The organism is Streptomyces hyaluromycini, assembly GCF_002217755.1.
GTDB lineage: Bacteria > Actinomycetota > Actinomycetes > Streptomycetales > Streptomycetaceae > Streptomyces > Streptomyces hyaluromycini.
The window spans coordinates 429,877-453,684 of record NZ_BCFL01000020.1; the positions used below are offsets into that span (position 1 = coordinate 429,877).

At 72.0% G+C, this 23,808-nt stretch carries 18 protein-coding genes; 6 read left to right on the forward strand and 12 right to left on the reverse strand.

From position 1 onward, the window contains the following. Positions 1-19 precede the first annotated feature (19 nt). On the reverse strand, positions 20-799 hold the full coding sequence (locus SSP29_RS23705; RefSeq protein ID WP_089102764.1) for an alpha/beta fold hydrolase: 780 nt from the start codon (positions 797-799) through the stop codon (positions 20-22). 168 nt (positions 800-967) lie between these two features. Between SSP29_RS23705 and SSP29_RS23710 the strand changes: the two genes are divergently transcribed. Together SSP29_RS23710 and SSP29_RS23715 are read left to right on the forward strand one after the other, a co-directional pair. Continuing rightward, a complete protein-coding gene (locus tag SSP29_RS23710; protein ID WP_089102765.1) occupies positions 968-2,062 on the forward strand; it encodes a baeRF3 domain-containing protein in 1,095 nt (364 codons plus the stop codon). A 66-nt stretch (positions 2,063-2,128) separates the two neighbouring features. Next, positions 2,129-3,154, forward strand: a complete 1,026-nt coding sequence (locus SSP29_RS23715; protein ID WP_089102766.1) for a Gfo/Idh/MocA family protein — start codon at positions 2,129-2,131, stop codon at positions 3,152-3,154. Here SSP29_RS23715 and SSP29_RS23720 read toward each other — a convergent pair. Beyond that, positions 3,144-5,171 carry a phosphocholine-specific phospholipase C gene (locus SSP29_RS23720; RefSeq protein WP_089102767.1) on the reverse strand — a complete coding sequence of 676 codons (2,028 nt, stop codon included), beginning with the start codon at positions 5,169-5,171 and terminating at the stop codon, positions 3,144-3,146. The two genes, SSP29_RS23715 and SSP29_RS23720, sit on opposite strands and share 11 nt — an antisense overlap. A 140-nt stretch (positions 5,172-5,311) precedes the next feature. Next, positions 5,312-5,725, reverse strand: a complete 414-nt coding sequence (locus SSP29_RS23725) for an SsgA family sporulation/cell division regulator (RefSeq protein WP_089102768.1) — start codon at positions 5,723-5,725, stop codon at positions 5,312-5,314. Positions 5,726-6,074: 349 nt separating this feature from the next. Here SSP29_RS23725 and SSP29_RS23730 point away from each other — a divergent pair, with 349 nt between their 5' ends. Then, positions 6,075-7,496, forward strand: a complete 1,422-nt coding sequence (locus tag SSP29_RS23730) for a PP2C family protein-serine/threonine phosphatase (RefSeq protein WP_089102769.1) — start codon at positions 6,075-6,077, stop codon at positions 7,494-7,496. A gap of 73 nt (positions 7,497-7,569) precedes the next feature. On the opposite strand, the gene SSP29_RS23735 is transcribed toward SSP29_RS23730, so the two are convergent. Continuing rightward, complete coding sequence (locus SSP29_RS23735) at positions 7,570-9,066, reverse strand: DNA-binding protein NsdB (RefSeq protein ID WP_089102770.1); 1,497 nt, start codon at positions 9,064-9,066, stop codon at positions 7,570-7,572. Positions 9,067-9,332: 266 nt separating this feature from the next. Between SSP29_RS23735 and SSP29_RS23740 the strand changes: the two genes are divergently transcribed. Together SSP29_RS23740 and SSP29_RS23745 are read left to right on the forward strand one after the other, a co-directional pair. After that, a complete protein-coding gene (locus tag SSP29_RS23740) occupies positions 9,333-10,472 on the forward strand; it encodes an aminoglycoside phosphotransferase family protein (RefSeq protein WP_089102771.1) in 1,140 nt (379 codons plus the stop codon). A 201-nt stretch (positions 10,473-10,673) separates the two neighbouring features. Beyond that, positions 10,674-12,704, forward strand: a complete 2,031-nt coding sequence (locus tag SSP29_RS23745; protein ID WP_089102772.1) for an N-acetylmuramoyl-L-alanine amidase — start codon at positions 10,674-10,676, stop codon at positions 12,702-12,704. A 20-nt stretch (positions 12,705-12,724) separates the two neighbouring features. Here SSP29_RS23745 and SSP29_RS23750 read toward each other — a convergent pair whose 3' ends face one another. The 8 genes from SSP29_RS23750 to SSP29_RS23785 all read right to left on the reverse strand — a co-directional run bounded on the left by SSP29_RS23750 (position 12,725) and on the right by SSP29_RS23785 (position 21,847). Then, a complete protein-coding gene (locus SSP29_RS23750; RefSeq protein WP_089102773.1) occupies positions 12,725-13,222 on the reverse strand; it encodes a hypothetical protein in 498 nt (165 codons plus the stop codon). 360 nt (positions 13,223-13,582) lie between these two features. After that, the gene (locus SSP29_RS23755) at positions 13,583-16,246 is read right to left on the reverse strand and encodes an ATP-binding protein (RefSeq protein ID WP_089102919.1); all 2,664 of its coding nucleotides are present in this window, start codon (positions 16,244-16,246) and stop codon (positions 13,583-13,585) included. 131 nt (positions 16,247-16,377) lie between these two features. Next, positions 16,378-17,280 (reverse strand): universal stress protein, encoded by a 903-nt coding sequence (locus tag SSP29_RS23760; RefSeq protein WP_089102774.1) that lies wholly within the window; start codon positions 17,278-17,280, stop codon positions 16,378-16,380. Between the two features lie 155 nt (positions 17,281-17,435). Next, positions 17,436-17,678 carry a DUF397 domain-containing protein gene (locus tag SSP29_RS23765; protein WP_089102920.1) on the reverse strand — a complete coding sequence of 81 codons (243 nt, stop codon included), beginning with the start codon at positions 17,676-17,678 and terminating at the stop codon, positions 17,436-17,438. Positions 17,679-17,761: 83 nt separating this feature from the next. Beyond that, a complete protein-coding gene (locus tag SSP29_RS23770) occupies positions 17,762-18,928 on the reverse strand; it encodes a thiolase family protein (protein ID WP_089102775.1) in 1,167 nt (388 codons plus the stop codon). Further along, positions 18,925-19,971, reverse strand: a complete 1,047-nt coding sequence (locus tag SSP29_RS23775; protein ID WP_150134777.1) for a thiolase family protein — start codon at positions 19,969-19,971, stop codon at positions 18,925-18,927. Before SSP29_RS23775 ends, SSP29_RS23770 begins: the two co-directional genes overlap by 4 nt. Beyond that, complete coding sequence (locus SSP29_RS23780; protein WP_089102777.1) at positions 19,971-20,912, reverse strand: Zn-ribbon domain-containing OB-fold protein; 942 nt, start codon at positions 20,910-20,912, stop codon at positions 19,971-19,973. The genes SSP29_RS23775 and SSP29_RS23780 overlap by 1 nt, the downstream gene beginning before the upstream one ends. A gap of 134 nt (positions 20,913-21,046) precedes the next feature. After that, positions 21,047-21,847 carry a crotonase/enoyl-CoA hydratase family protein gene (locus SSP29_RS23785; protein ID WP_089102778.1) on the reverse strand — a complete coding sequence of 267 codons (801 nt, stop codon included), beginning with the start codon at positions 21,845-21,847 and terminating at the stop codon, positions 21,047-21,049. A gap of 208 nt (positions 21,848-22,055) precedes the next feature. Here SSP29_RS23785 and SSP29_RS23790 point away from each other — a divergent pair, with 208 nt between their 5' ends. Then, positions 22,056-23,669, forward strand: coding sequence for an acyl-CoA synthetase (locus SSP29_RS23790; protein WP_089102779.1), 1,614 nt, complete (start codon positions 22,056-22,058; stop codon positions 23,667-23,669). The last annotated feature ends 139 nt before the right edge of the window (positions 23,670-23,808 follow it).

The following is a 23,808-nucleotide window of genomic DNA, read 5'->3' on the forward strand; positions in this document are numbered from 1 at the left end:
GTGCTGTCGGGGGCTCGCGCTACGCGGCCGGTGTCAGGAACCGGTCCAGCGCCGCCGTCAGCTCGGCCGGCCGCTCCACCGGGAGCTCGTGGCCCGCGTCGATGATCCGGACCTCCGCGTCCGGGTAGGCCTTGGCCATCCGCAGCATCTGCCCCACCGGCAGCTGGATGTCGTGGTAGCCGTGCACCATCAGGGTGGACGCGGTGATCTCGCCGACCCGGTCCAGGACGTCGAAGGCCCGCATGGCGCCGTACAGCGTCATGACGACCTCGCGCGGGGTGTCCGCGGACGCGCGGACGTACTCCCGGATCTGCTCGCGCGGGTAGCCGGGGGCGAAGGCGCGCTGGATGTTGGCGGCGACGAACAGCTTGAACGGCACCAGGGTCGAGGCCGCCATCAGCAGTCCGCGGCCGCGGCTGTACGTCATCCGGCCGATGGAGTCGACCAGGACCATCCGCTCGACCCGTGCGGGGTGGGCCAGCGCCAGGGTCTGGGAGATCATGCCGCCCATGGAGTGACCGACGGGGACGAAGCGGTCCACCTCCAGGTGGTCGAGGAGAGCGGTGACGTCCTGTGCCAGCTCGGCGATCGTCCGCACCCCGGCCCCGGTGCTCTCGCCGTGGCCGCGCAGGTCGAGCCGGATCACCCGGCGGTGCCCGGCGAAGTGCGCCATCTGGTGGTCCCAGCGGTGCCGGTTCGCGGTCCAGCCGTGGATGAACACCAGGGGTGCGGCGCCGCCGTCACGGGGACCCTCGTCGTCGTACGTCAGCACCGCTCCGTCGACTTCGAGCTGCGGCATGGGGGCCTCCTGGGGCGTGATCCGGTTACTGCCGGGTACGGTAACCGGCCGTCCCGCCCCCCGTCACCGGCCCGCGGGCCTCAACCCGGTCACGGCGCGCCCCGGTCCCGGCGGCTCCGGGGAATTACCCCAAATGCCGCAATGGCGAATCGGTCCTATGGTGCTGATATGGAGCACGCACTCAGTCCTTCGACCCTTGCCGAGCTGCGCCGCCCGCGCCCCTATCCCGCCGTCTCGGTACTGACGCCGACACACCGTCGTGAGCCCGACAACGCCCAGGATCCCGTCCGGCTGCGCAATGTCGTGGCCGAGGCGAAGAAGCAGCTGGAGTCCGATCCCGCGGTCACCCGGGACCGCCGCTCCGATGTCGTCAGGCACCTCGAACAGGCTCTCGCCGAGGTCGACCTGACCTACACCGAGGACGGTCTGGTGATCTTCGCCGCGCCGGGTGAGCACCAGGTGTGGTCGCTGGCCCGCAGCGTGCCCGAGCGCGTGGTGCTCTCGGACACCTTCCTGACCCGCAACCTGGTCTCGGCGCACGCCGCCGAGCGGCCGTTCTGGGTGCTGTCGATCTCGGCCGACCGCATCACGCTCTGGAACGGCGGAATCGACCGGGTCACCGAGAGCCGGTCCGGCGGCTTCCCGCTGACCCGCCCCCCGGTGAACTTCGACGCCGAGCGCCAGGAACAGATCGGCGACACGCCCAGCACCTTCCGCGACGAGGGCACCAAGCACTTCCTGCGGGACGCGGACACCGCGATGGCCGCGCTGCTGCGCAACGAGCCGAGGCCGCTCTACGTCACCGGCGAACAGGCCGCCCTCTCCCTGTGGGACGAACTCGGCAACGTGGCCAGACACAGCACCTCCGTACAGCACGGCGGACTCGCGCACGCCGGCCCGGAGGCCGTGTGGCAGGCGATCACCCCGCTTCTCCAGGCGGAGAACCGCCGGAGCACCGCATCGGTGACCCGCGAACTCGAATCGGCACGCGGCCACAAGACGTTCGCGGCCGGTGTCGACGAGGTCTGGCAGAACGCCCGCGAAGGCCGCGTGCGGCTGCTCGCCGTCGAGGAGAACTACCGCACCACGGTCCGCGACGACGGCGACCACCTGGTCCCGGCCGCGAGCGGTGACCTCGACGCCCGCGACGACATCGTGGACGAGATCGTCGAGCAGTGCCTGGAGACCGGCGCCGACGTCCGCTTCGTCCCGGACGGCACCCTGGACGACGAGAACGGCATCGCCGGCGTGCTGCGCTACTGACGGGCCCCTCGACCGGCCGACGTAGGCTCTGGAAAGTGATCGTCGGCCGAGAGGGAGTGTGTGGGCGTGGCTGAGTTGCTGGGCGTCGCGGTACTGGGTGCCGGACACATGGGGGCCGACCACATACGCCGACTCGACCAGGTGGTGAGCGGTGCGCGGGTGGCGGCGGTCGCCGACCCCGACCTCGACCGCGCCAAGGATGCGGTGGCCGGGCTGGACGGCGTCACCGTCCACGCGGATCCACTGGCCGCCCTGGACGCGCCGGGTGTGGAGGCGGTGCTGATCGCCTCCCCCGGCCCGGCGCACGAGGAGCCGCTGCTCGCGGCCTTCGAGCGCGGGCTCCCGGTGCTGTGCGAGAAGCCCATGGTGCCGGACTCCACCGGTGCGCTGCGGGTGGTGGAGGCCGAAGCGGGGCTCGGGCGCAGGCTGGCGCAGATCGGGTTCATGCGCCGCTACGACGCCGAGTACCGGCGTCTGAAGTCGCTGCTGGACGGCGGCGGTCTGGGCCGGCCGCTGATGCTGCACTGCACCCACCGCAACGTGTCCTCGCCGCCCGGCTTCACCAGCGCCATGCTGATCAACAGCTCGGTGTCGCACGAGATCGACGCGGCCCGCTGGCTGCTCGGCCAGGAGCTGACCGCGGTGACCGTGCTGCGGCCGCGGCCCTCCTCGGACGCCCCCGACGGGCTGCTCGACCCGCAGCTGGTCCTCTTCGAGACCGACGGGGGCGCCCTCGTCGACGTCGAGGTCTTCGTCAACTGCGGCTTCGGCTACCAGGTGCGCTGCGAGGCCGTCTGCGAGAGGGGCAGCGCCCGGATCGGCGAGGACCACACCATGCTGGTCACCTCGGCCGGCGGCGCCCGCGCGGAGGTGGCCCAGGACTACCTGGTGCGGTTCGCCGACGCCTACGACCGCGAGGTGCAGGCCTGGGTGGACGCCACCCGGCAGGGCCTGGTCACCGGACCGAGCTCCTGGGACGGCTACGCCTCCTCCGTGGTCGCCGAGGCCGGGGTCCGGGCGCTGGAGAGCGGCGGCCGTACGGCAGTCGAACTCGCCCCGCGCCCGGACCTGTACGCGGACCTCAGCCGCTGACGCTCGCGGCGCCCGTCTCCAGGTGGCCGGTGAACCGGCGCGACCAGGTCGCGTCGGAGTCCACCGTGACCGTGAAGTCGTACCAGCCGCCCTGGTACGCGACGGCGTTGAAGTAGTCCTCGGTGGCGGATCCGGCGGCGACCGGGTACGTCCAGGGGCCGTCGGTGCGGTAGTTGTTCGAGGTGATGGTGAACTTCACCGACGACGAACCCGAGTTGGCCATCTTGAACCAGACGGCGAGCTTGCCGGTGCCGGGCTCCACGGCGTAACGGGTGCTCACCTCGGCGGACTTGCCGGCCCGGGTGGCGTCGCCCTGGAAGCGGCGCAGGAAGCGGTTGGGGCCGGTCATGGTCACGTCGTACTTGCCGGCGCCGTATCCGGTGCCGATGTTGAAGTAGTCGGAGGCGGTGCCTCCGGCGGCGACCGTGTACTGCCAGGGCGTGGTGTCCCGGTAGGCGTTCGGGTGGATGGAGAAGTGGGCCGCCCGGGTCGCCGGGGTGCCCTGGTTGGCCATGGTGAACCAGGCGCGGATCGTGCCGCCCGTCCCGAACTCCAGGTGGTCCAGGTAGCCGTTGGCCTGGTAGGGCAGCGCGCGGGCCGGGCGGGTGCCGGACTCCTGGGCGGGCAGGGCGTTGGTGGTGGGCACCGGGTTGGGCAGCGGGCCGCAGGTGGAGTAGCCGATGACACTGGTCGCGGGCAGGTCCACGGCGCCGTGGACCGGGTTGGCGAAGTCGAAGACGCCGGTCAGGTCGCCGCTCACACTGCGTCGCCAGGCGCTGATGTTGGGGCAGTTCGCGGGCTTGCCGAGGGCGGCGGTCCACGTTTCCAGGAAGCGCAGTACCGAGGTGTGCTCGAAGACCTCCGAGGAGACCCAGCCGCCGCGGGTCCAGGGCGAGATGACGATCATCGGGACCCGGAAGCCGAAGCCGTACGGCACGCCGTTCAGGAACTCGCCGGCCGTGCCGGCGGGCGGGGCCGGGGGCGGGACGTGGTCGAAGTAGCCGTCGTTCTCGTCGTAGTTGAGGAACAGGACGGTCGAGTCGAAGACGTCCGCGTCGGCGGCGAGGGCCTGGTAGACCAGGTTGACGAAGTGGGCGCCGTCGCCGGGCGGGGCGTAGGGGTGCTCGGAGAAGGCCTGGTTGGCGACCACCCAGGAGACCTGTGGGAGGGTGCCGGCCACGACGTCGGCCCTGATCGCGGCGGCGATGTCGTCGGGGGTGGAGCCGGTCACCGCCGGGACGGAGGACATGCCCCGGTCGTAGAGCGGGTTGCCCGCCTTGGCGTTCGCGAAGTTCTTGAAGTACGCGCAGCCGTTGTCCCCGTAGTTGTCCTGGGCGTTCTGGTAGACCTTCCAGGTCACTCCGGCGTTCTGCAGGGCCTCGGCGTAGTTCTGCCAGGTCAGGCCGGACTCGTCGCCGCCGTCGTAGCTGGCGGAGTCGACCTTGCCGCTCCACAGGTAGGTGCGGTTGGGGCCGGTGGCGCTGAGGGTGGAGCAGAAGTAGGCGTCGCAGATCGTGTAGTTGTCGGCGAGCGCGTAGTGGAAGGGGATGTCGGAGCGGTCCAGGTAGCCGAGGGAGCGGACGTTGCCTACGCCCGCGACCCAGTTGTCGAGGCGGCCCTTGTTCCACGCGGAGTGCTGGGAGGACCAGGAGTGCGGGAGGTCGCCGTTGCACTGGGCGAGCGTCTCGCCGTCCTTGCCGCCCGCGTCGGGGGTGGCGCTGAGCTTCCACGGGTACTGACGGCCGGAGCCGTTCGGCTGGTCGAAGACCGGATAGCCGCCGCTCAGGGTGATGCCGCTGCGGTCCGCGAAGCCGCGGACGCCCTTGAGGCGTCCGAAGTAGTGGTCGAAGCTGCGGTTCTCCTGCATGAGGATCACCACGTGCTTGACGTCCGAGATCGTGCCGGTCGCCGTGCTCTGGGCCGCGGCCGCGGTCCGTGGGCCGGCGGCGCCCACCGCCATGCCCGCCGCCACGGAAGCGCCCAGCCCCACGAAGCCTCTTCGGCTGATCGGTGTCATTCGCCCCGTCCTCGTCACCGGTGCGCCCGGGCGGCACACCGCGCGCAAGGGTGCACGAGGCGGTCGGCAGGGTACGGACCGGATCGGTGAGGCGGGAATGAACAAAAGTCAAAGTACGGGTCGGTAGCGCCCCGTGCGCCTCACACGCCCCCGAAGAGCGTGCTCAGGCCCCGTTCCACGACCGCTTCGACGTCCTCGCGCCCTGGGGCCACCACCTCGTGGGTGCGCTGCAGGAAGCGGAACAGCGCCTGGGTGTCGAACTGGAGCAGGGCGAGGCCGTGCGGCGAGTGGAACTCCACGGCCGTCCGGCCCGGGCCGCAGGGCCAGATGTGGACGTCCCCGCGCCCGGCCGGGGCGGTGAGCCCCTGGTCGAGGAGCGAGCGGGCAAAGGTCCACGTGACCTCCTCACCGCCGAGGGTGACCTCGGCCGGGAAGTCGACGAAGACGGCCAGTGGATCACCGGAGGTGTACCGGAGCGTGGCGGGCACCGGGACCTCCTCGTCCTCGGCGGTGATCAGCCGGGCGCGGGCGGGTTGCTCGAAAGTGATGTCCATGCCTGTAGGACTCTGGGAGGGCCCTTCGCATGACACGAAATCCGGACAGAGTTGCCGCGGTTGGCCGAGACCGCGACACTGCGAACACAGAGGCGTCGAACAACCGCCCGAGCGCGACACGGAGACCCCGCGAAGTCCGCCAAGTCACGTAGCCCGACTACGACGTGCAGCAACCGGTCGCGTACGCCTTTCATGGGGGTCGACCAGCCCATGAAGACTCTGGCATATGTCAGAAGCACCACCGTATCGTGTGTTGCCAAATCCCTTACAGGGCGTCGCAGGCTGTGCAACAGTCGTAACCGGTCCCACCGTCCGCCTTGGCCGTACTGTCCCCGCATCGGAGTGCGTCATGCCGTCCCATGTCTCCGCGGACCGCCCCGCCGCCCAGCCGCCCGGGCGCGGCTCGGTCGAGGCGTTGATATCGCAGACGCGGCGGCTCAAGGGTGACGTGGACGCGGTACGACGGGACACCCAGAGCACCGGCTCGCACCCCGAGGAGCGCTGGCAGCGCGCCCTGTACGACCTGGCACTCCATCAGCTCAACGACCTGGACGAGCACTTGGCCCAGCTGCGGGACGGCCCGGCACCCCTGCCGGCCGGGGTGGAGGCGGCGCCCGTCCGCCGCTCCTCGCCCGCCCCAGGCTCGCTGCTCAGCCGGGTCGGCAGCGCGGAGTGGAACCTCCTGACGGACGAGGCCAGTTGGTCGGGCGAGCTGTACCGGATCCTCGGCCTCGACCCGGCCGCGCCCGCACTCACCCTCGACGAACTGCCCTCTCTGGTGCTGGACGAGGACCGGCCCCGGCTGACCTCGATGGTCACCGACTGCCTGGTCGACGCCCGGCCCATCGACGGCGAGTTCCGCGTCCTGCGACCCGACGGGAACGTCCGGACCGTCCACATGATGGGCGAGCCCGTGCTCGACGGCAGCGGCAGCACCGCCTCGATGTGGGCCGTGCTGCGGGACGTCAGCGAACTGCGGCGCAGTCAGCGGACGGTGCGCGAGACCCGGGACACGATGCAGCGGCACCGTCGGCAGGCCGAGACCGAACAGCGGCTCGCCGTCGAACTCCAGGAGGCCGTGCTGCCGTCGGGGCGCGATGCGCTGCGGCTCCCGCGCCGGGGGCCGGGCACGCTCGAAGTCGCCGCCCGCCACCTGCCGTCCGGGGCCAGTACTCTGCTGGGCGGCGACTGGTACGACGCGCTGGAACTCTCCGACGGCGACACTCTGCTGAGCGTCGGCGACCTCACCGGGCACGGCGTCGCCGTCGCCTCCGGCATGACGATGCTGCTGGGCGCCGTACGCGGGATGGCGATGGCCGGCACCCAGCCGGGGCAGCTCATGTCCCTGCTCAACCAGTTACTCGACGTCACCGTGCAACCCGCCCTGGGCAGCGCCGTCTGCTGCCGCTACCGGCCCGCCACCCGCACCCTGACCTGGGCACAGGCAGGACACCCCGCCCCGCTGCTGTTCCGCGGCGGGACGGGGTGTGCGCTCAGCGCGCCGGACGGCGTGCTGCTCGGTGTCACCTCGGGAGCCGGTTACGGGCAGGCCGAAGTGGCCCTGGAACCGGGCGATCTGCTCCTGCTGCACACCGACGGGGTGGTGCCCGGGCACAGCGGAACGGACTCTCTGGACGCGCTCCTCGGCCTGGCCCCCCGGTTCGGGGCGGCGTGCACCGCCCAGGACTGTGTCAGGGCCGTCGTCGAGGAGTTCGGCGAGAGCGAGCGCGAGGACGAGGCCTGCGTGCTCGTCGCCAAGGTGAGTGAGTAGAGGTGAGTGAGGAGGAGACCAGCCGGCTCGTGCAAGCAGAGATCAGCCGGCTCGTGTCGAGCGCACAGGCTCCCTACGCCTCTGCGCTGTTGCTGTTCCCCTTGCTCCTGGCCCTGGGCAGGACCAGCTTGATCTCCTCCCGCAGTTCCTGGATCTTCGGGTAGCTGGAGTACTCGGCGGTGAGCCGGTACATCTGGCGCAGCCGGTCCCAGGTGCGGTGGGAGGAGTTGGATCCCATCGACATCAGGGCCAGCCGGGCGTACCGGTCCGCCTGCTCGGGGTCGTCCGCGATGAAGCAGGCGGAGGCCATGGAGAGGAAGTCGAAGATCTTCGACCGCTGCCGGCCGTCGATCCGCAGGGCCAGGGCCTTCTCCGCGTAGTGCTGGGCGTGCACGGCCGCGGCCGGGTCGTGCTCGGCCAGCGTGCGGTAGGCGAGGGCCTGCATGCCGTACAGGTCCTCCTCCCTGAACATCTGCATCCAGCTCGGCGGCGGCACGTCGCCCCGGTCGGAGACGAAGAGGTCCTCCGCCTGGCCGAGGGTGCGGCGCATCGCCTGGCCCTTGCCCATCGACGCCTGTGCCCAGGCCTCGATGGTGTAGAGCATCGCCCGGGTGCGCGGCAGCACCTCGTCGCCCGAGCCGGACTTGGCGAGCTTCATCAGGTCGAGCGCGTCGTCGGGCCGGCCGAGGTGCACCATCTGGCGAGCCGCTCTGGAGAGCGCCTCCCCGGCACGCGGCCGGTCGCCGCCCTCACGGGCCGCGTGGGCGGCGATGACGAAGTACTTCTGGGCCGTGGGCTCCAGGCCGACGTCGTGCGACATCCAGCCCGCGAGGACAGCGAGGTTGGCGGCGACGCCCCACAGGCGCCGCTGGAGATGCTCGGGGTGGCGGTAGGCGAGCATGCCGCCCACCTCGTTGAGCTGTCCCACGACGGCCTTGCGCTGGAGCCCGCCGCCGCGGGCCGCGTCCCAGGCGCGGAACACCTCGACGGAGCGCTCCAGTTCCTCGATCTCCTCGGACCCGATGGGGGCGGCCTCGTAGCGGTCGAACCCAGCGGGGTCGGCGTGCAGAGGGTCGTCGAGGACGGGGGCGTCGGCCTTGAGTGTGGGGTCGGTGTGCAGCCACTCGTACATGGCGCTGCTGAGTACGGATCCCGCGGTGAGCGCGGCACCCGCGCCCACCAAGCCGCGTCGGTTGAGCATGAGGTCCATTCCCGTGAATTCGGTGAGGACCGCGGCGGTTCGTTCGGGCGCCCACGGCATGCCGTCGGGATGTTCCACGTTCCCGTCGTCCGGCCGTTTTCCCGTACGCCCGTGCCGTACCAGACCGAGGTCCTCGATGGTCACGACACGGCCGAGACGCTCGGTGAACAGAGCCGCCAGCACCCGCGGCACGGGATCGCGCGGGATCTCTCCCGTGTCGATCCACCGCCGCACCCGGGAGGTGTCGGTCGCCAGCTGGGGGTGGCCCATGGCCGCCGCCTGCCGGTTGACCAGCCTCGCGAGTTCGCCCTTGGACCAGCCGGCCAGGCCGAACAGGTCCGAGAGACGGGTGTTGGGTTCTCCGGTCACGTCAAGCCCCCAGGTTCTCGGCTGAGTTGACAGTAGCCCCGTGCCGGTTGCCGGGCGACTATTCGCCAGGGTTCGCCAGGGTGCGCCAGATGGTGTGCCACTGGCGATCGGGTGTCAGGTAGGAACGCGCCACCCCGACCCGGCCGCCACTCGACGGGCCCACTCCCCAGGGTGTGCCCGGGCGGCCGGGACGGGTTGGGCGCGAGAACCCCTCACAGGACTTCTCAGGCAGGCACCGCAGGTACACGAAGGGATCTGTATCGCCCATGTACGCAGCATCGTCCTCCGTGTCCGCTCCGCCCCGGTCGCTGCGCCCCCGCCCGGCGGGCGGCGGACCGTATCTCGACCCCGCGCGTCCAGGGGCCGCAGTACCGGTCGTGGGCCGGCAACGGCGCGCCCCGGGTCTCGGCACCCAGCCCCTCAGCGGGAGACTCGACCTCTCCGGCCCCCAGGGCGCGCAACTGCGCACCGCGATCGCGTCGGTGCACCGGATCTGCCCGGAGTTCGCTCCGGTGCAGGTGCTGCGCCGCTCCGGGCGGTCCGTGATCCTCGTCGGGACGACGGGGCGCAGCACCGCCGTGGCGAAGTGTCTACTGGACCACTCCCCCGCCTGGTCGGAGCGGAGCCGCCACGAAATAGCCGCATACCGCTCGTTCGTCCGGCACCGGCCGCCGATCCGGGTGCCGAGGCTGATCGCGGCGGACCCGGACAACTGCACGCTGGTGATCGAGCGGATGCCCGGCCGGGTGGCGGCGGTCCAGCGCCACCCGGCGGAGGCTCCGCCCCGGGCGGACATCCGGGCCGCGCTGGGCGCGATCTGCCGGCTGAACGCGTGGCGGCCCCCGGCGGGCACCTTCGACGCCCCGGTGGACTACCCGGCCCGGATCGCCCGGTACCACGAGCTGGGTCTGCTCACCGACCGGGACATGGGTGACCTGCAGAAGCTGCTGCACGGCATCGCGGTCGCGGCGGGCCGTCAGGGGATGGGCCAGTTCTGTCACGGCGACGCCCTGCTCTCGAACATCCTGCTGTCCCCGGCCGGTCCAGTGCTGGTGGACTGGGAGCACGCGGGCTGGTATCTGCCGGGGTACGACCTGGCCACGCTCTGGTCGGTCCTCGGCGACGCCCCGGTGGCGCGCCGTCAGATCAGCCAGATCGCCCAGTCGGCGGGGCCCGCCTCCAGGGACGCCTTCCTGGTGAACCTGATGCTGGTCCTCACCAGGGAGATCCGGACCTACGAGACCGCCGTGCAGCGTTCGATGCACGACGCGACCCCGGCGGCACCGGGTACGGCCCATCCGGGCGCCGCGCCGACCGGCGAGGAACAGCGGCTGCTGCTCCGGCGGCTGCACGACGACTGCCAGCTGGCCCGCCGGGCCGTACGCGCGGCGGTCGGCACTCGCTGACGGGGACGAGGATCCGCGGTGCGCTCAGGGCAACTGCGCACCGCGGATCTTCGCATGTAACGCGAAACTCCCATAATCATCGTATGACATGGGAATTCCTGCCTCTCTGGGCATGATTGACGGATCGTCGGCAAGCCGGTAGCACTGAGCCAAGCTCAGCCCCGCACGCCCCGTCGCGCCCCATCGCCCCAGGAGGCAGCATTGCGAGGATCCGTCACCGAGCCCACACCCCCGAACAGCGGCAGACGTACGCGCAGGACGGCCGGAGCCGTCGCCGCCGCGGCCCTGTTGCTGCCGTTGCTGGGCGCGGCACCCCCACCGAACACCGGCGAGTCGTCCGCCGGACTGCTCCAGCGGGCGTTCGCGTCCGCCGCCGCCGAGTACCACGTGCCCCAGAGCGTGCTGCTTGCCGTCTCCTATCTCCAGTCCCGCTGGGACACGCACGCCGGCGCGCCCAGCGTGACCGGCGGCTACGGCCCGATGCACCTCACCGATGCGCACACCGCGCTGGCGACGGCCACCGAGCACTTCGCCGACGGCACCGAGGACGCCCGCGGCGACAGCGCCCGCCCCGCCCTGCACCCCAGCGTGCAGGTCCCGCAGAACTCCGCGCTCCCGGCCCGGCTCAAGACCCTGACGAAGGCCGCCGCGCTGACCGGGATCCCGGCCGCCGAACTGCGCACCGACGCGGCGGCCAACGTGGCCGGCGGCGCCGGCCTGCTCGCCGCCGCCCAGAAGGACCTCCACCAGCCGCTCAGCGCCGATCCGGCGGACTGGTACGGCGCGATCGCCCGCTTCTCCGGCGCCGATGACACGGCGACCGCGGCGGCGTACGCCAACGACGTGTTCGACGTCCTCCACACGGGCGAGGAGCGCACCACCGACGCGGGACAGCTCGTCGCCCTCGCCGCCCAGCCCGGCCTGGCGCCCGACACCGCGCAGCTGAAGCTGACCGGGCTGCGCACGGAGGCGGCGGACGGCGAGACGGAGTGCCCGGCAACGGTGTCGTGCCAGTGGATCCCGGCGCCCTACGCACAGTTCGGGGACAACGACTACGGCAATCACGACCTCGCCGACCGGCCGGCCTCGCAGAGCATCAAGTACATCGTCATCCATGACACCGAGGGCTCCTGGGACACCACCATCAAGCTGGTCCAGGACCCGACCTATGTGTCCTGGAACTACACCATCCGCTCCACCGATGGTCTGATCGCCCAGCACGTCAAGGCGAAGGACGTGGCCTGGCACGCGGGCAACTGGTACATCAACGCCAAGTCGATCGGCATCGAGCACGAGGGCTTCCTCGCCTCCCCGGACGCCTGGTACACGGAGGCGATGTACCGCTCCTCGGCCCGGCTGGTGAAGTACCTCTCCGAGCAGTACGGCATCCCGCTGGACCGGCAGCACATCCTCGGCCACGACACCGTGCCGGGCCCGACCACGTCCACGATCCCCGGGATGCACACCGACCCGGGCCCCTACTGGGACTGGCGGCACTACTTCGAGCTCCTTGACCACCCCTTCAAGCAGAAGGCGGGCAAGAAGCACCGTGTGGTGACGGGTGGTGTGGTGACGATCCTGCCGGACTACGCCACGAACCAGCCGACGTACACCGGCTGCGTCACCAAGGGCCAGCCCTGCGCCGCGCACGGTTCCAGCGCGGTACGGCTGTACTCCGACCACGACGAGAGCTCGGCCCTGATCAAGGACATCGGCCTCGGTACGACACCGACGACCGACGTCAACGACCTCTCCTCGCGGGCCGCCACCGGCCAGCAGTACGCGGTGGCGGACACCTGGGGCGACTGGACGGCGATCTGGTACCTCGGGCAGAAGGCGTGGTTCGACAACCCGCCGGGCGCGCCGGCGGCGGTCGGCACGACCGGGCTGGTGATCACGCCGAAGGCGGGCCGGACCAGCATCCCGGTGTACGGCCGCGCCTATCCGGAGGCGTCGGCGTACCCCTCAGGGGTACCCGCCCAGTCGGTCTCCCCGCTGCCCTACACGATCCCTGCGGGCCAGAAGTACGTGGCCGGTGACGAGGTGCCGGGCGAGTACTACTACGCCGTCACCTTCAGCACCGACTCGCACAAGGTCGTGGTGGGCAAGGACCTGTACTACGAGATCCAGTACGGCCACCGGGTCGAGTTCGTCCACGCGGCCGACGTGGACGTGGTGCCGGCCGCGAAGACCGGGCGGCACCACGGCCACGGCCACGGCCACGGGAAGTAGCCGACGGAAGGCGGTCTGCCTCAGCCCTGCTGGAAAAGCTCCGCCGGGAGCGGCTTCAGCAGGGCGTACAGGTCGTCGGTGATCGGGCGGTCCCAGGCGGCGATGGTCACGAGGACGCCGTCGCTGCGGTCGAACTGGACACAGGAGATCCGGCTCTCGGAGAGCTTGAGGCGGCGCACGATCAGCAGGTTGTCTCCCTGCAGGACCGGCATGTCCTCGGTGCCGACGACGGTGACGTCCTCGTCGTTCTCCAGGGCGAGGAGGAGCTGGCCGACCTCGAAGGGGATCTCGTCCTCCTCCACCTCGCGGGCCGGGGAGCCCTCGGGGAGGTTGCCGATGATCATCGCGGGGCCGCGGCCGCCGAAGAGGTCGTAGCGCAGGAAGACGCCCTGGCAGGAGCCGTCGGGGGCGGGCAGCAGCCCGGCACCGAGGTTGCCGGGCCAGTCGCCCGGGTCCATGGCCAGTACGTCGAAGTCGGGGCCGGCGGGAGTGGCGCTGCGGCGACGGAGGAACGACATGCGCTCCATGGTACGGGGCCGGGGTTGTGGGGTGGGGATCAGTGCGGGGTGCGGGTCGGCCGACGTCTCGCCGGCGCTCCTGCTCCGCCGACACCCCTGGTCCGCCGGCACGCCTGCTCCGCCGCGCTCGTGTTCCGCCGGCCCTCTGTTCCGCCCCCGCTGCTGCTCCGCCGCCCACTCTTGATTCACCGGCACCCTCACTTCCGCCGCGACGGTGATCAGCCACGACGGTGGTGTTCGGCGGTGCCGGGCCGGGCGGCGGTGTTCGTCGTGGTGGGTGGCGGTCGTTCGGCGGGTGCGGCGCCGTCGTGGCTTGTCGCGCAGTTCCCCGCGCCCCTGGGGTGTCGTCGTTGACGCCCGCTACAAGGGCGCCCTTTCCGTCGCCGCCAGCTCGGCTCGTGCCGCGGACGCCAAGCCGTCGGCCCCGCACTGCCGGGCGGTTTCGAGCCCCCGGCGCAGGTGGGCGGCGTCTTGGAGTTCCGTGCCCAGGGCCACCAGTGCGCAGGCGAGCTCGTAGGCCGCCGGAGAGCGGTCCAGGTAGGCCACGGACTCGCGCAGGTATGCCAGGCGGGTCTCGCCCGAAGAGACCTCCGCCGCTGTGCGCAGGGCCTGGCCGATCGCGGACGGGGCGCCGAAGCGGCGGGCCCGGGTGACCGCGTCCAGGGCCGTGGTGCGGGCGCGTTCCGGGGCGTCGTGGGCTTCGGCGCGGGCCAGGTGGAGCTGCCAGGGGCACCACGAGGGGTTGCGGATGCCGCGGGGTTCGAGGCGGCGGCCGGCCGCGGAGAGCTCGGCCGCGGCGTCCTTGGTGAGGCCGCGCGCCAGGAGCAGTTCGCCGTGGACCGTCTGGGCGTCGGGGAAGACCACGGCCGCCGGGAAGGGCTCCCGGAAGGCGTGGTCCTCGGCGAGGCGGGCGGCCTCGGCGGTGCGGCCGCGGGCCAGCAGGGTCTGGATCAGGATGCCGAGGGCGTACCAGTGGGCCGGGGTGCCGGGGCCGACGCGTTCGGCGAGGCGCAGGCCGGAGCGGACCAGGTCCTCCGCCTCGGCGAGCCGGCCGCGCCGGTAGCGGACGTAGCCGAGGAGCGTGTAGGCGAAGGAGAGGTGGGCGCCGCGCCAGCCCTGGCGTTCGAAGTCGGCGATCCCGGCGGCGAAGAGCTCCTCCGTGCGGTCCGGCCGGTCGGCGTACATGAAGGCGAGGGCGACGAGGACGGGGACCTCGAACCCGCGGTCGGCCTCCGCCCAGCCGAGGCCGCCGGCCAGGGCGCGCTCGGCGTGGTGGAGGGCGATGTCGGCGGGTTCGCCGCGCTGGATGGCGTCCCAGGTGCGCAGCCCGATGACGTACCGCTCGGTGAGGTCGCGGCCCTGGAGCCGGTCGGCGAGCCGGGTCAGGCGGCGGGAGCGCGAGGGGTGGTCGGGTTCGTCGGCGCGGAAGGCGTCCCACATGAACTGTTCGGAGAGCATGCGGAGCCGGACACGGGCGTCGCCGGTCACGCGGATCTCACCGGCGAGGGTCTCGGAGGCCTCGGCGAGGCGGTCGCTGTGGGCGAGGACCTGGGAGAGGCGGTAGACGATGTGGTGGCGCAGGGCGGGCTCGGCGATGGGTTCCTGGAGGGCCGCGCGCAGGTGGTTGACGGTGGTGGCGGGTTCGGTGAGGAGGGAGGCGCTGCCCAGTTCGTGGAGGACGGCGGCGCGCTCCTTGGCGGGCGGGGGTTCGCGCAGGGCGCGGGCGAGGTAGGTGCGGGCCGTGTCGGGGGCGCCGGCCCGGAGGGTCTCGCCGGCGGCGGCGCGCAGTTGCCGCACGACCCAGGTGTCGCCTTCGGGGTGGGTCTCCAGGAGGTGGCGGGCGGCGGCGGTGGCGCCCTGGCCGTCGTCGGTCACGCACCAGGCGGCCTGGCCGTGCAGGGCGACCCGGGTGGCGGGCGGGATGGCCCGGTAGACGGCGGTGGCGATCAGCGGGTGGACGAACTCCAGGGTCTCGGCGCCGGTGAGGACCCGGGCGCCGCGCAGGGCGTCGGCGGCGTCGGCGGCCTCCTCGTGGCCGAGGCCGGCGACGGCGGCGGCGAGCGTCGGATGGATCTCGGTGCCGAGCACGGCGCAGGCCCAGGCGAACCGGACCGCGGAGGGGCCCAGGCGTTCGAGGCGGGCGATCAGCCCGCTGCCCTTGACGGCGGCGGCGAGGTCGCGCAGCAGGGGTGCGCCGGCCTCGGTGGGGTCGAGGCCCCGGTCGGAGACCTTGGCGGTCAGTTCGACGGCCTCGAAGGGGTTGCCCGCGGTGACGGCCCAGCACTCGTGGCAGAAGGCGTCGTCGGCGTGGTCGCCGAGGCTGTCGCGGACCAGGCCGGCGACGGCGTCGGCGCTGAGCGGTTCGAGGCCGTGCGGGCGGCCGCCGGCCCGTCCGGGCAGGCCGCGGAACGCGTCGGCGTGCTCGGGGAGTTCGTCGGGCCGGTAGGCGACGACGACGAGCAGCGGGAGTTGCTCGGCGCGCGGTGCGAACGCGGCGAGCCAGCCGAGGGATTCGGGGTCGGCCCAGTGCGCGTCGTCGAGGACGAGGACCATCGGGGCCCGGCGCACGGCGAGGTGGGTGAGCACCCAGTCGAGGCCGTCGCGCAGGCCCTGCTGGTCGGGCGGGGCGCCCTCGGTCGGGGCGCACAGGCCGAGCGCGGGGCCGACGATGTCGTACCAACTGCCCAGCGAGGCGCGGAGTTCGGCCTCCGGTGCGCCGGCGAGCCGGGGTTGCAGGAGCTGGCGGGCGACGTGGAAGGCGACGCGCTGTTCCTGGTCGCCGCCGCGCGCGGAGAGCACGGTGCAGCCCTGGGCGGCGGCGCGGCGGCGGACCTCGGCGAGCAGGGTGGTCTTGCCGATACCGGCCCGGCCCGCGAAGGCGAGGAGCGCGCCGAGCGGCCGGTCGCCCGGTGCCGTGCCGTCCATGCCCAGGCCGGTGAGTTCGGCCAACGCCTCGTCGACGGCGGCGAGTTCGCTGTCGCGCTCGTAGAGCGTCCGCCGGTTGCGCAGGACCCGCTGTCCCATGACCACCCCCCGCCACGGTGATACGCGAGCGCGGGGAGCGGGCGCGCACCGTGGCTTGCAGGCAGCTCAGCGTACGCCCGACGACGGTGATCCGCTCCCTACTGACGGTAACTGAGCGAAGGGACTTGACATCACTCCTGCGGTGGTGAGGGCGGGACCACCGCGATCGGGGCGGCCGCGTGCAGCAGCACGGCCTGGGTGACCGAGCCGATCATGCGGGCCGGGGCGAGCAGCCGCCGGCGGTGGCGGCCGACGACGACCAGGGCGGCGTCCTTCGAGGCGGACACCAGCAGGCCGGCCGCGGCGCCGGGCAGCGCGAGGACGTCGGCGCGCAGGCCGGGGCGGTCCTTGAGGTGCGGGGCGAGGAAGCCCTCGGCGAGGGTGCGGGTCTCCTGTTCGACCTCGTCCTGGTCGACGGTCGGCGGGACGATCTCCCCGGCCGCGACCCAGCTCTGCAGCGGCCACGGGTAGGCGGCGATCACCTGGAGCCGGGCACCGCGCCAGGCGGCCTCGGCGAAGGCGAAGGCGAGGGTGGCGTCGTCGGGGCTGTCCACGTCCAGGCCGACGACGACCCGGGGCCCGGGCTCGACGGGAAGTTCCTCCTGCACGTCGCGCCCCGGCCGGGGTACGACGACCACCGGGCACTCGGCGTCACGGGCGGCGGCCATGCCGTTGGAGCCGAGCAGCAGGCTGGCGAAGCCGCCACGGCCGCGCGAGCCGAGCACCAACAGCTGTGCGTCGGACCCCAGTTCGGGCAGCAGCGCGCTCGGGGCGCCCTCCAGGGCGACGTACTCGACGGCGAGTCCCGGGGCACCGGTGCGCAGCCGGTCGCGGACCTCGTCGAGCACGGGGTCGCCGGCCGCGTCCGGTTCCCCGGCGACCAGCACGTCGGGCTGCCCCCAGGCGGCGTACTGGCGGACGTGCACCACCCGCAGCGGTGCGCCCCGTTGCCGGGCCGCCTGCACGGCCCAGTCCAGGGCGCGCAGGCTGTCGTCCGAACCGTCCGCCGCGGCGATGACCGGCGCAGTGCTCATCGTTCCTCACCTCCGGAATACGACCTTCCCCGTCCGGGGCCAGCCTGTCTCAGGCGGTGGCCCCGGAAGGGCGCTGCTGGTCACGTGTCCGGAAATCCTTGCGGAACACCCCCCGGTTCACCTCTCTGCCGCGGCAGCGGAACCGGGGGAGGCGCTCAGGTGAGGTCGAACTCGCCCTCCCGGGCCCCCGACACGAAGGCGCCCCATTCGGCGGGGGTGAAGATCAGGGAAGGGCTCTGCGGGCTGCCGCTGTTGCGCATCGCGATGAATCCCTCGACAAAGGCGATCTGGACATCCCCCAGGCCCCGGCTGCTGGACTGCCAATCGGCCCCGCTGAGGTCCAGCTCCGGCTTGTCCCAGCCCAGTACCGGCTGCTGCTGGATGGTGCTCTCGGCCACGTCCGTGCTCCTCCCGAATTCGTCGTCCGCGGCCAGCCTAGCTTTCGGTTCCGGCACTCGACAGGCCACGCGAACGGGTCCTTTCAGCTGTCGGGGGCCGCGGCGCCGACGAGCCACATGGAGAAGAACTGGGAACCGCCGCCGTAGGCGTGCCCGAGCACCTTCCGGGCGCCGTCCACCTGGTGTTCTCCGGCCTGGCCGCGCACCTGGAGGGCGGCTTCGGCGAACCGGATCATCCCCGAGGCGCCGATCGGATTGGTGGAGAGGACGCCACCCGACATGTTGACGGGAAGGTCACCGTCGAGTTCGGTGACCCCCGATTCGGTGAGTTTCCAGCCCTCGCCCTCCTCGGCGAAACCGAGGTTCTCCAGCCACATGGGCTCGTACCAGGAGAACGGCACGTACATCTCGACGGCGTCGATGTCCCGGCGTGGGTCGGCGATCCCCGCCTGCCGGTAGACGTCGGCGGCGCAGTCCTTGCCGGCCTGCGGCGACACCGCGTCCTTGCCGGCGAACAGGGTGGGCTCGCTGCGCATGGCCCCGCCGAGCATCCAGGCCGGCGGCTTCGCGGAACGGGCGGCTCCGGCGCGGTCGGTGAGGACCATGGCGCAGGCGCCGTCGGAGGAGGGGCAGGTCTCCGAGTAGCGGATGGGGTCCCACAACATGGGGGACGCCTGGACCTTCTCCAGGGTGATGTCGTGCTCGTGGAGGTGGGCGTAGGGGTTCTTGAGCGCGTTGCGCCGGTCCTTGTAGGCGACCAGCGAGCCGACGGTGTCCGGGGCGCCGCTGCGTCGCATGTACGCCCGCACATGGGGCGCGAAGAAACCGCCCGCGCCCGCCAGCAGCGGCTGCTGGAAGGGGATCGGCAGGGACAGCCCCCACATGGCGTTGGACTCGGACTGCTTTTCGAAGGCGAGGGTCAGCACGGTGGAGTGGACACGGGCGGCGACGAGGTTGGCCGCGACGAGCGCGGTCGAGCCGCCCACCGAACCCGCCGTGTGGACCCGCAACATGGGTTTGCCCACCGCCCCCAGCGCGTCCGCCAGGTACAGCTCGGGCATCATCACGCCCTCGAAGAAGTCGGGCGCCTTGCCGATGACGACGGCGTCGATGTCGGCCCAGTCCAACCCGGCGTCGTCGAGGGCGCGTCGCGCGGCCTCGCGGACGAGCCCGGCGATCGACACGTCCCGCCGGGCCGCCACGTGCTTGGTCTGGCCGATCCCTACGACGGCCACCGGCTCCTTGCTCATCGCGGATCCCCTTCGAGTACGGCGACCAGGTTCTGCTGCAGGCAGGGCCCGGAGGTGGCATGGGCGAGGGCGCGGTCGGACTCGCCGCGGTGGATGCGGGCGGCGGCCTCGCCGATGCGGATCAGTCCGGCGGCCATGATCGGGTTGGCTGCAAGGGCCCCGCCGGACGGGTTCACGCGTACGTCGTCGCCGAGCCGCAGCGCCTTGCGCAGCACGACCTCCTGGGAGCTGAACGGCGCGTGCAGCTCGGCGGTGTCCACGGGCCGTTCGAAGGCACCGGCCCGCTCGGCGGCGAGCCGCGCGGACGGCGAGTCGGTCAGGTCGCGGACGCCCAGGCCGTGCGCCTCGATGCGGTGGTCGATGCCCCGGATCCAGGCGGGCCGGGCGCACAGCTCCCGGGCCCGCTCACCCGCCGCGAGGATCACGGCGGCGGCACCGTCTCCGATGGGCGGGCAGTCGCCGGTCCGCAGGGGCCGTACGACGTACTCCCCTTGCGGAACCGAACCCCTCACCTGTGCATGGGGGTTGGCTGCCGCGTCCGCCCTGCTGCGGGCGCCGACGGCGGCCAGTGCGCGCTCGTCGGTGTCCCCCGCGTCGATGAGGGCCCGGGCCTGGAGGGCGGCGAGGGCCACGGAGTCCGGCCAGAGGGGGGCCACGTAGTAGGGGTCGAGCTGCCGGGTCAGCACGTCGCGTACGGAGCCGGGTGAGGACTTGCCGTAGGAGTAGACGAGCGCGGTGTCCGCGTCCCCGGTGAGCAGTTTGGTCCAGGCCTCGTACAGGGCCCAGGCGCCGTCCATCTCGACGTGCGACTCGGAGATCGGCGGCCAGGCGCCGACGCCGTCGAGGGCGAGGGTGAAGGAGAAGGCGCGGCCGGCCAGGTAGTCGCTGGAGCCGGAGCAGGTGAAGCCGATGTCGGCGGTCTTCAGGCCGGTCTGTCCGAGCACATCGTGCAGCACCGGCATGAGCATCTCGACCTCGGAGAGCTCCTCGCTGGTGCGGCGGTGGTCGGTCTGCGCGAAGGCGACCAGTGCTATGTCACGCATCACAGCAGCTCCTTGTACGTCTCGTAGTCCGCGTCGGGTTCGCCGTTGGGCCGGTAGTGGTCGGGGAAGCGGGCCCCCTCGGTCCACGCCGGCTCTACCCTGAGCCCCATCCGCACCTGGTCGTAGGGGATCCCGCCGATCCGGCCGTGCAGGGCGAGGCCGGCGCCGTCGAGGGCGATGTGGGCGTAGACGTACGGCACCTCTATGTCGAGGTTCTTCGCCTTGATGTTGACGATGCAGAAGGTGGTGACTGTGCCGCCGGGACCCACTTCGACCTGTTCCGATGTGGCCACCCCACATGTGGGGCACGCACCCCTCGGCGGGACGTACACCTTCCGGCAGGAGGGACAGCGCTCGCCGAAGGTCCGCCGGGACGCCAGTGCGTCGATGTAGGCGGACTGGGCGCGGCCGGGCGAGTAGGTGTAGTCGAGGCGGGCGTGCGCCACGATGCCGTGGATCGCGTCCTCGAATTCGCCGCTGTGCCCGAAGAGTTCCGCCGTCCTGCCCTCGTACGGCTCGAAGCAGGCGATGTCGGTGATGGCACCCGACCGTTCCTCGGCCCAGCGGACCCGGACTCGCATGCCGGTGTGCACGGCGTCGGGCCCTGGTGCGTCGAGCGCGTGCAGCAGGGCGGTGTCGGCGCCGTCGAGCCGGACCAGGACCCAGGCGAAGGGGGTGCCGAGGGGCTGGCCGCGCCGGGGCTCGTGGTTCCAGGCCCAGGTGGTGACGGTACCGGTGGGGGCGACCTCGACCAGGTCGCGGATCTCCTCGGCGGTGACGGGGTCGTACTCGACGGGCGGCACGAGGACGCGGCCGTCGCCGGTTTTCACACCGAGGACGATGCGTTCCCGCAGGCCGGTGAGGAAGGCGCTCTGGACGGGCCCGAGGGACCGGGTGAAGGGGAACTCGACGACGAGGGGAGCTTTGAGGACTTCGGGCATAGGGGGCTTGCCTCCTTAAGGTCGGTGCGGGTGACGCCCCGTCTTTTAGGGGCGCGGGGCGCGCACATATGCGGCTCCGCCGCGCGGGCGCGACCAGCCACATACGGCCCGCAGCGTCCGACGCACCCCAGGCATCACTCGCGCTTGTAGACGGCCGGTCGCTTCTCCGCGAAGGCGCGAGCGCCCTCCTTCGCATCGGCCGTGTCGAAGATCGGCCACCCCCGCTTCAGCTCCGCAGCCAGCCCGTCGGCTTCGGTCAGCTCAGCGGTCTCGTACACCGACGCCTTGACCGCCTCGACCGCCAACGGCCCGCACGCGTTGATCTGTTCGGCGATCTCCAGGGCCTTGTCGAGCGCGGCGCCGTCCGGGACGACATGGCCGACGAGCCCGATGCCGGCCGCCTCCCTGGCCGTGTACGGCCGCCCCGTGAGCAGCATCTCCAGGGCGTGCGTGCGCGGAATCTGCCGCTGCAGCCGCACGGTGGACCCGCCGATCGGAAAGAGTCCCCGCCGGACCTCGAAGAGACCGAACGTCGCGGACTCGCCCGCGACCCGGATGTCGGTGCCCTGGAGGATCTCGGTGCCGCCCGCGACGCAGTAGCCCTCGACGGCGGCGATCACCGGTTTGCGCGGGCGATGATGGCGGAGCATCGCCTTCCAGTGCAGGTCGGGGTCGGCCTTCAGCCGGTCGCGCAGATGCTCCCCCGCCATGCCCTGTCCGGCCAGCGCCTTGAGGTCCATCCCGGCGCAGAAGGCGCCCCCGGCCCCGGTGAGCACGATCGAGCGGACGCCGTCGTCCTCGTCGGCCTCGATCCAGCCGTCGTACAGGCCGACGAGCATGGAGATCGAGAGCGCGTTCTTCGCTTCGGGCCGGTTGAGCGTGAGCACGAGTGTGGCGCCCTCGCGCCGCACGGTGAGGTGTTCCGTCCCACCCATGGACCGTCTCCCCTCCGAGAGGGATCGTCTCCCCTCCAGCAGAACGAGAACAGGTTGCAGTAGCCGGGGAGGCACTTCAAGGGTTTTCTGACAGACAGTCAGATTTCTTCGCGCGAACCCTTCACAGTTGCCGCGCCCTTTGCTCTGATGACCGGCGAACGGACAGGTGCGCCTTTCTTCGTCACGGTCGCCGGGGTCAGGAGGAGCGGTGGAGTACAACCTTGCCGATCTGTTCGAGTCGGTCGTCGACGTGGCCGCGGACCGCGAGGCGCTCGTGTACCTCGACCACCCCGGAACGGGCGCGGAACGCCGGCTGACCTACGCCGAGCTGGACGCCGCCGCCAACCGCATCGGCCACCATCTGATCGACAGCGGCATCCGCCCGGGCGAGCATCTCGGCCTGCACCTCTACAACGGGGTCGAGTACCTGCAGACGGTGCTCGGCTGCCTGAAGGCACGGGTCGTACCGGTCAACGTGAACTACCGGTACGTCGAAGAGGAGTTGGTGTACCTCTACCGGGACGCGGATCTCGTCGCGCTGGTCTTCGACGCGGAGTTCGACGACCGGGTGGCGGCGGCGCTGCCCCGGACGCCGAGGCTGCGGCACCTGGTGCGGGTGGGTGAGCCGGTGGACGCGGGGCTCAAGGCCGTCGCGTTCACGGAGGCCGAGGCCGCCGGGTCGCCCGGGCGGGGGTTCCCGGCGCGCTCGGCGGACGACCAGTTCATCATCTACACCGGCGGCACGACCGGGATGCCCAAGGGTGTGATGTGGCGCCAGGAGGACCTGTTCTTCGCGGGGCTGGGCGGCGGAGCGCCGACCGGTGAGCCGGTGAAGCGCCCGGAGGAGCTGGCCGAACGCGTCGCGGCGGGCGGGGCGGGCATCACCTTCTTCCCCACTCCCCCGCTGATGCACGGCACGTCCACGCTCACCACCTTCATCGGCTTCAACTTCGGACAACGAGTCGTGATCCACCGCAAGTTCGTGCCCGAGGAGGTGCTGCGGACCGTCGAGAAGGAGAAGGTCACCAGCATGTCGCTGGTCGGCGACGCGATGCTGCGCCCGCTCATCGACGCCCTCAACGGGCCGATGAAGGGCACCGACTGCTCCGCCATGTTCAGCGTCTCCTCCTCCGGCGCGATCCTCTCCGAGACCGTGCGCCGGCAGTTCAGCGCACTCGTCCCGAACGCCATGCTGCTGAACAACTTCGGCTCCTCCGAGTCCGGCTTCAACGGCACCGCGACCGAGGACTCCGGGGCCGGCAGCGGCTTCCGGGTCCGTGTCAACTCCCGTACGCAGGTGGTCGATCCGGCCAGCCACGAGCCGGTGGCGGTCGGCGAGATCGGCCGGGTCGCGCAGAGCGGGCACGTGCCGCTCGGCTACTACAACGACCCGGCGAAGACCGCCGAGACGTTCTTCGAGAAGGACGGCCGGAGGTGGGTGCTCCTCGGCGACATGGCGACGGTCGACGCGGACGGTGTCGTCACCGTGCTCGGCCGGGGCTCCCAGTGCATCAACACCGGGGGCGAGAAGGTGTACCCGGAGGAGGTCGAACAGGCGCTCAAATCGCATCCGGACGTGTACGACGCGCTCGTCGCCGGGGTGCCGGACACTACCTGGGGCAACCATGTGGCGGCCGTGGTGCAGCTGCGCGAGGGTGCCGAGCCGCCTTCCCTCACGGACATCCAGACCCACTGCCGTAGCCGGCTGGCCGGGTACAAGGTCCCCCGTCAGCTGGTGATCGCCGAGGCCATCCAGCGGTCGCCGAGCGGCAAGGCGGACTACCGGTGGGCGCGGGAGGTGGCAGTGGCCGCCGACCGGTAGGCCGTGCGAGCAGCGGGTCATGACCCGCCGGGCGTGCTCTTTGCACGCGGTTGACCCGGATGTTTGAACACCGGGTTACGTCAGGCCGTACGCGAGGTTGGCGGTTCCTGACCTGCGGGCCCGGTCCGCCGTGCCATCA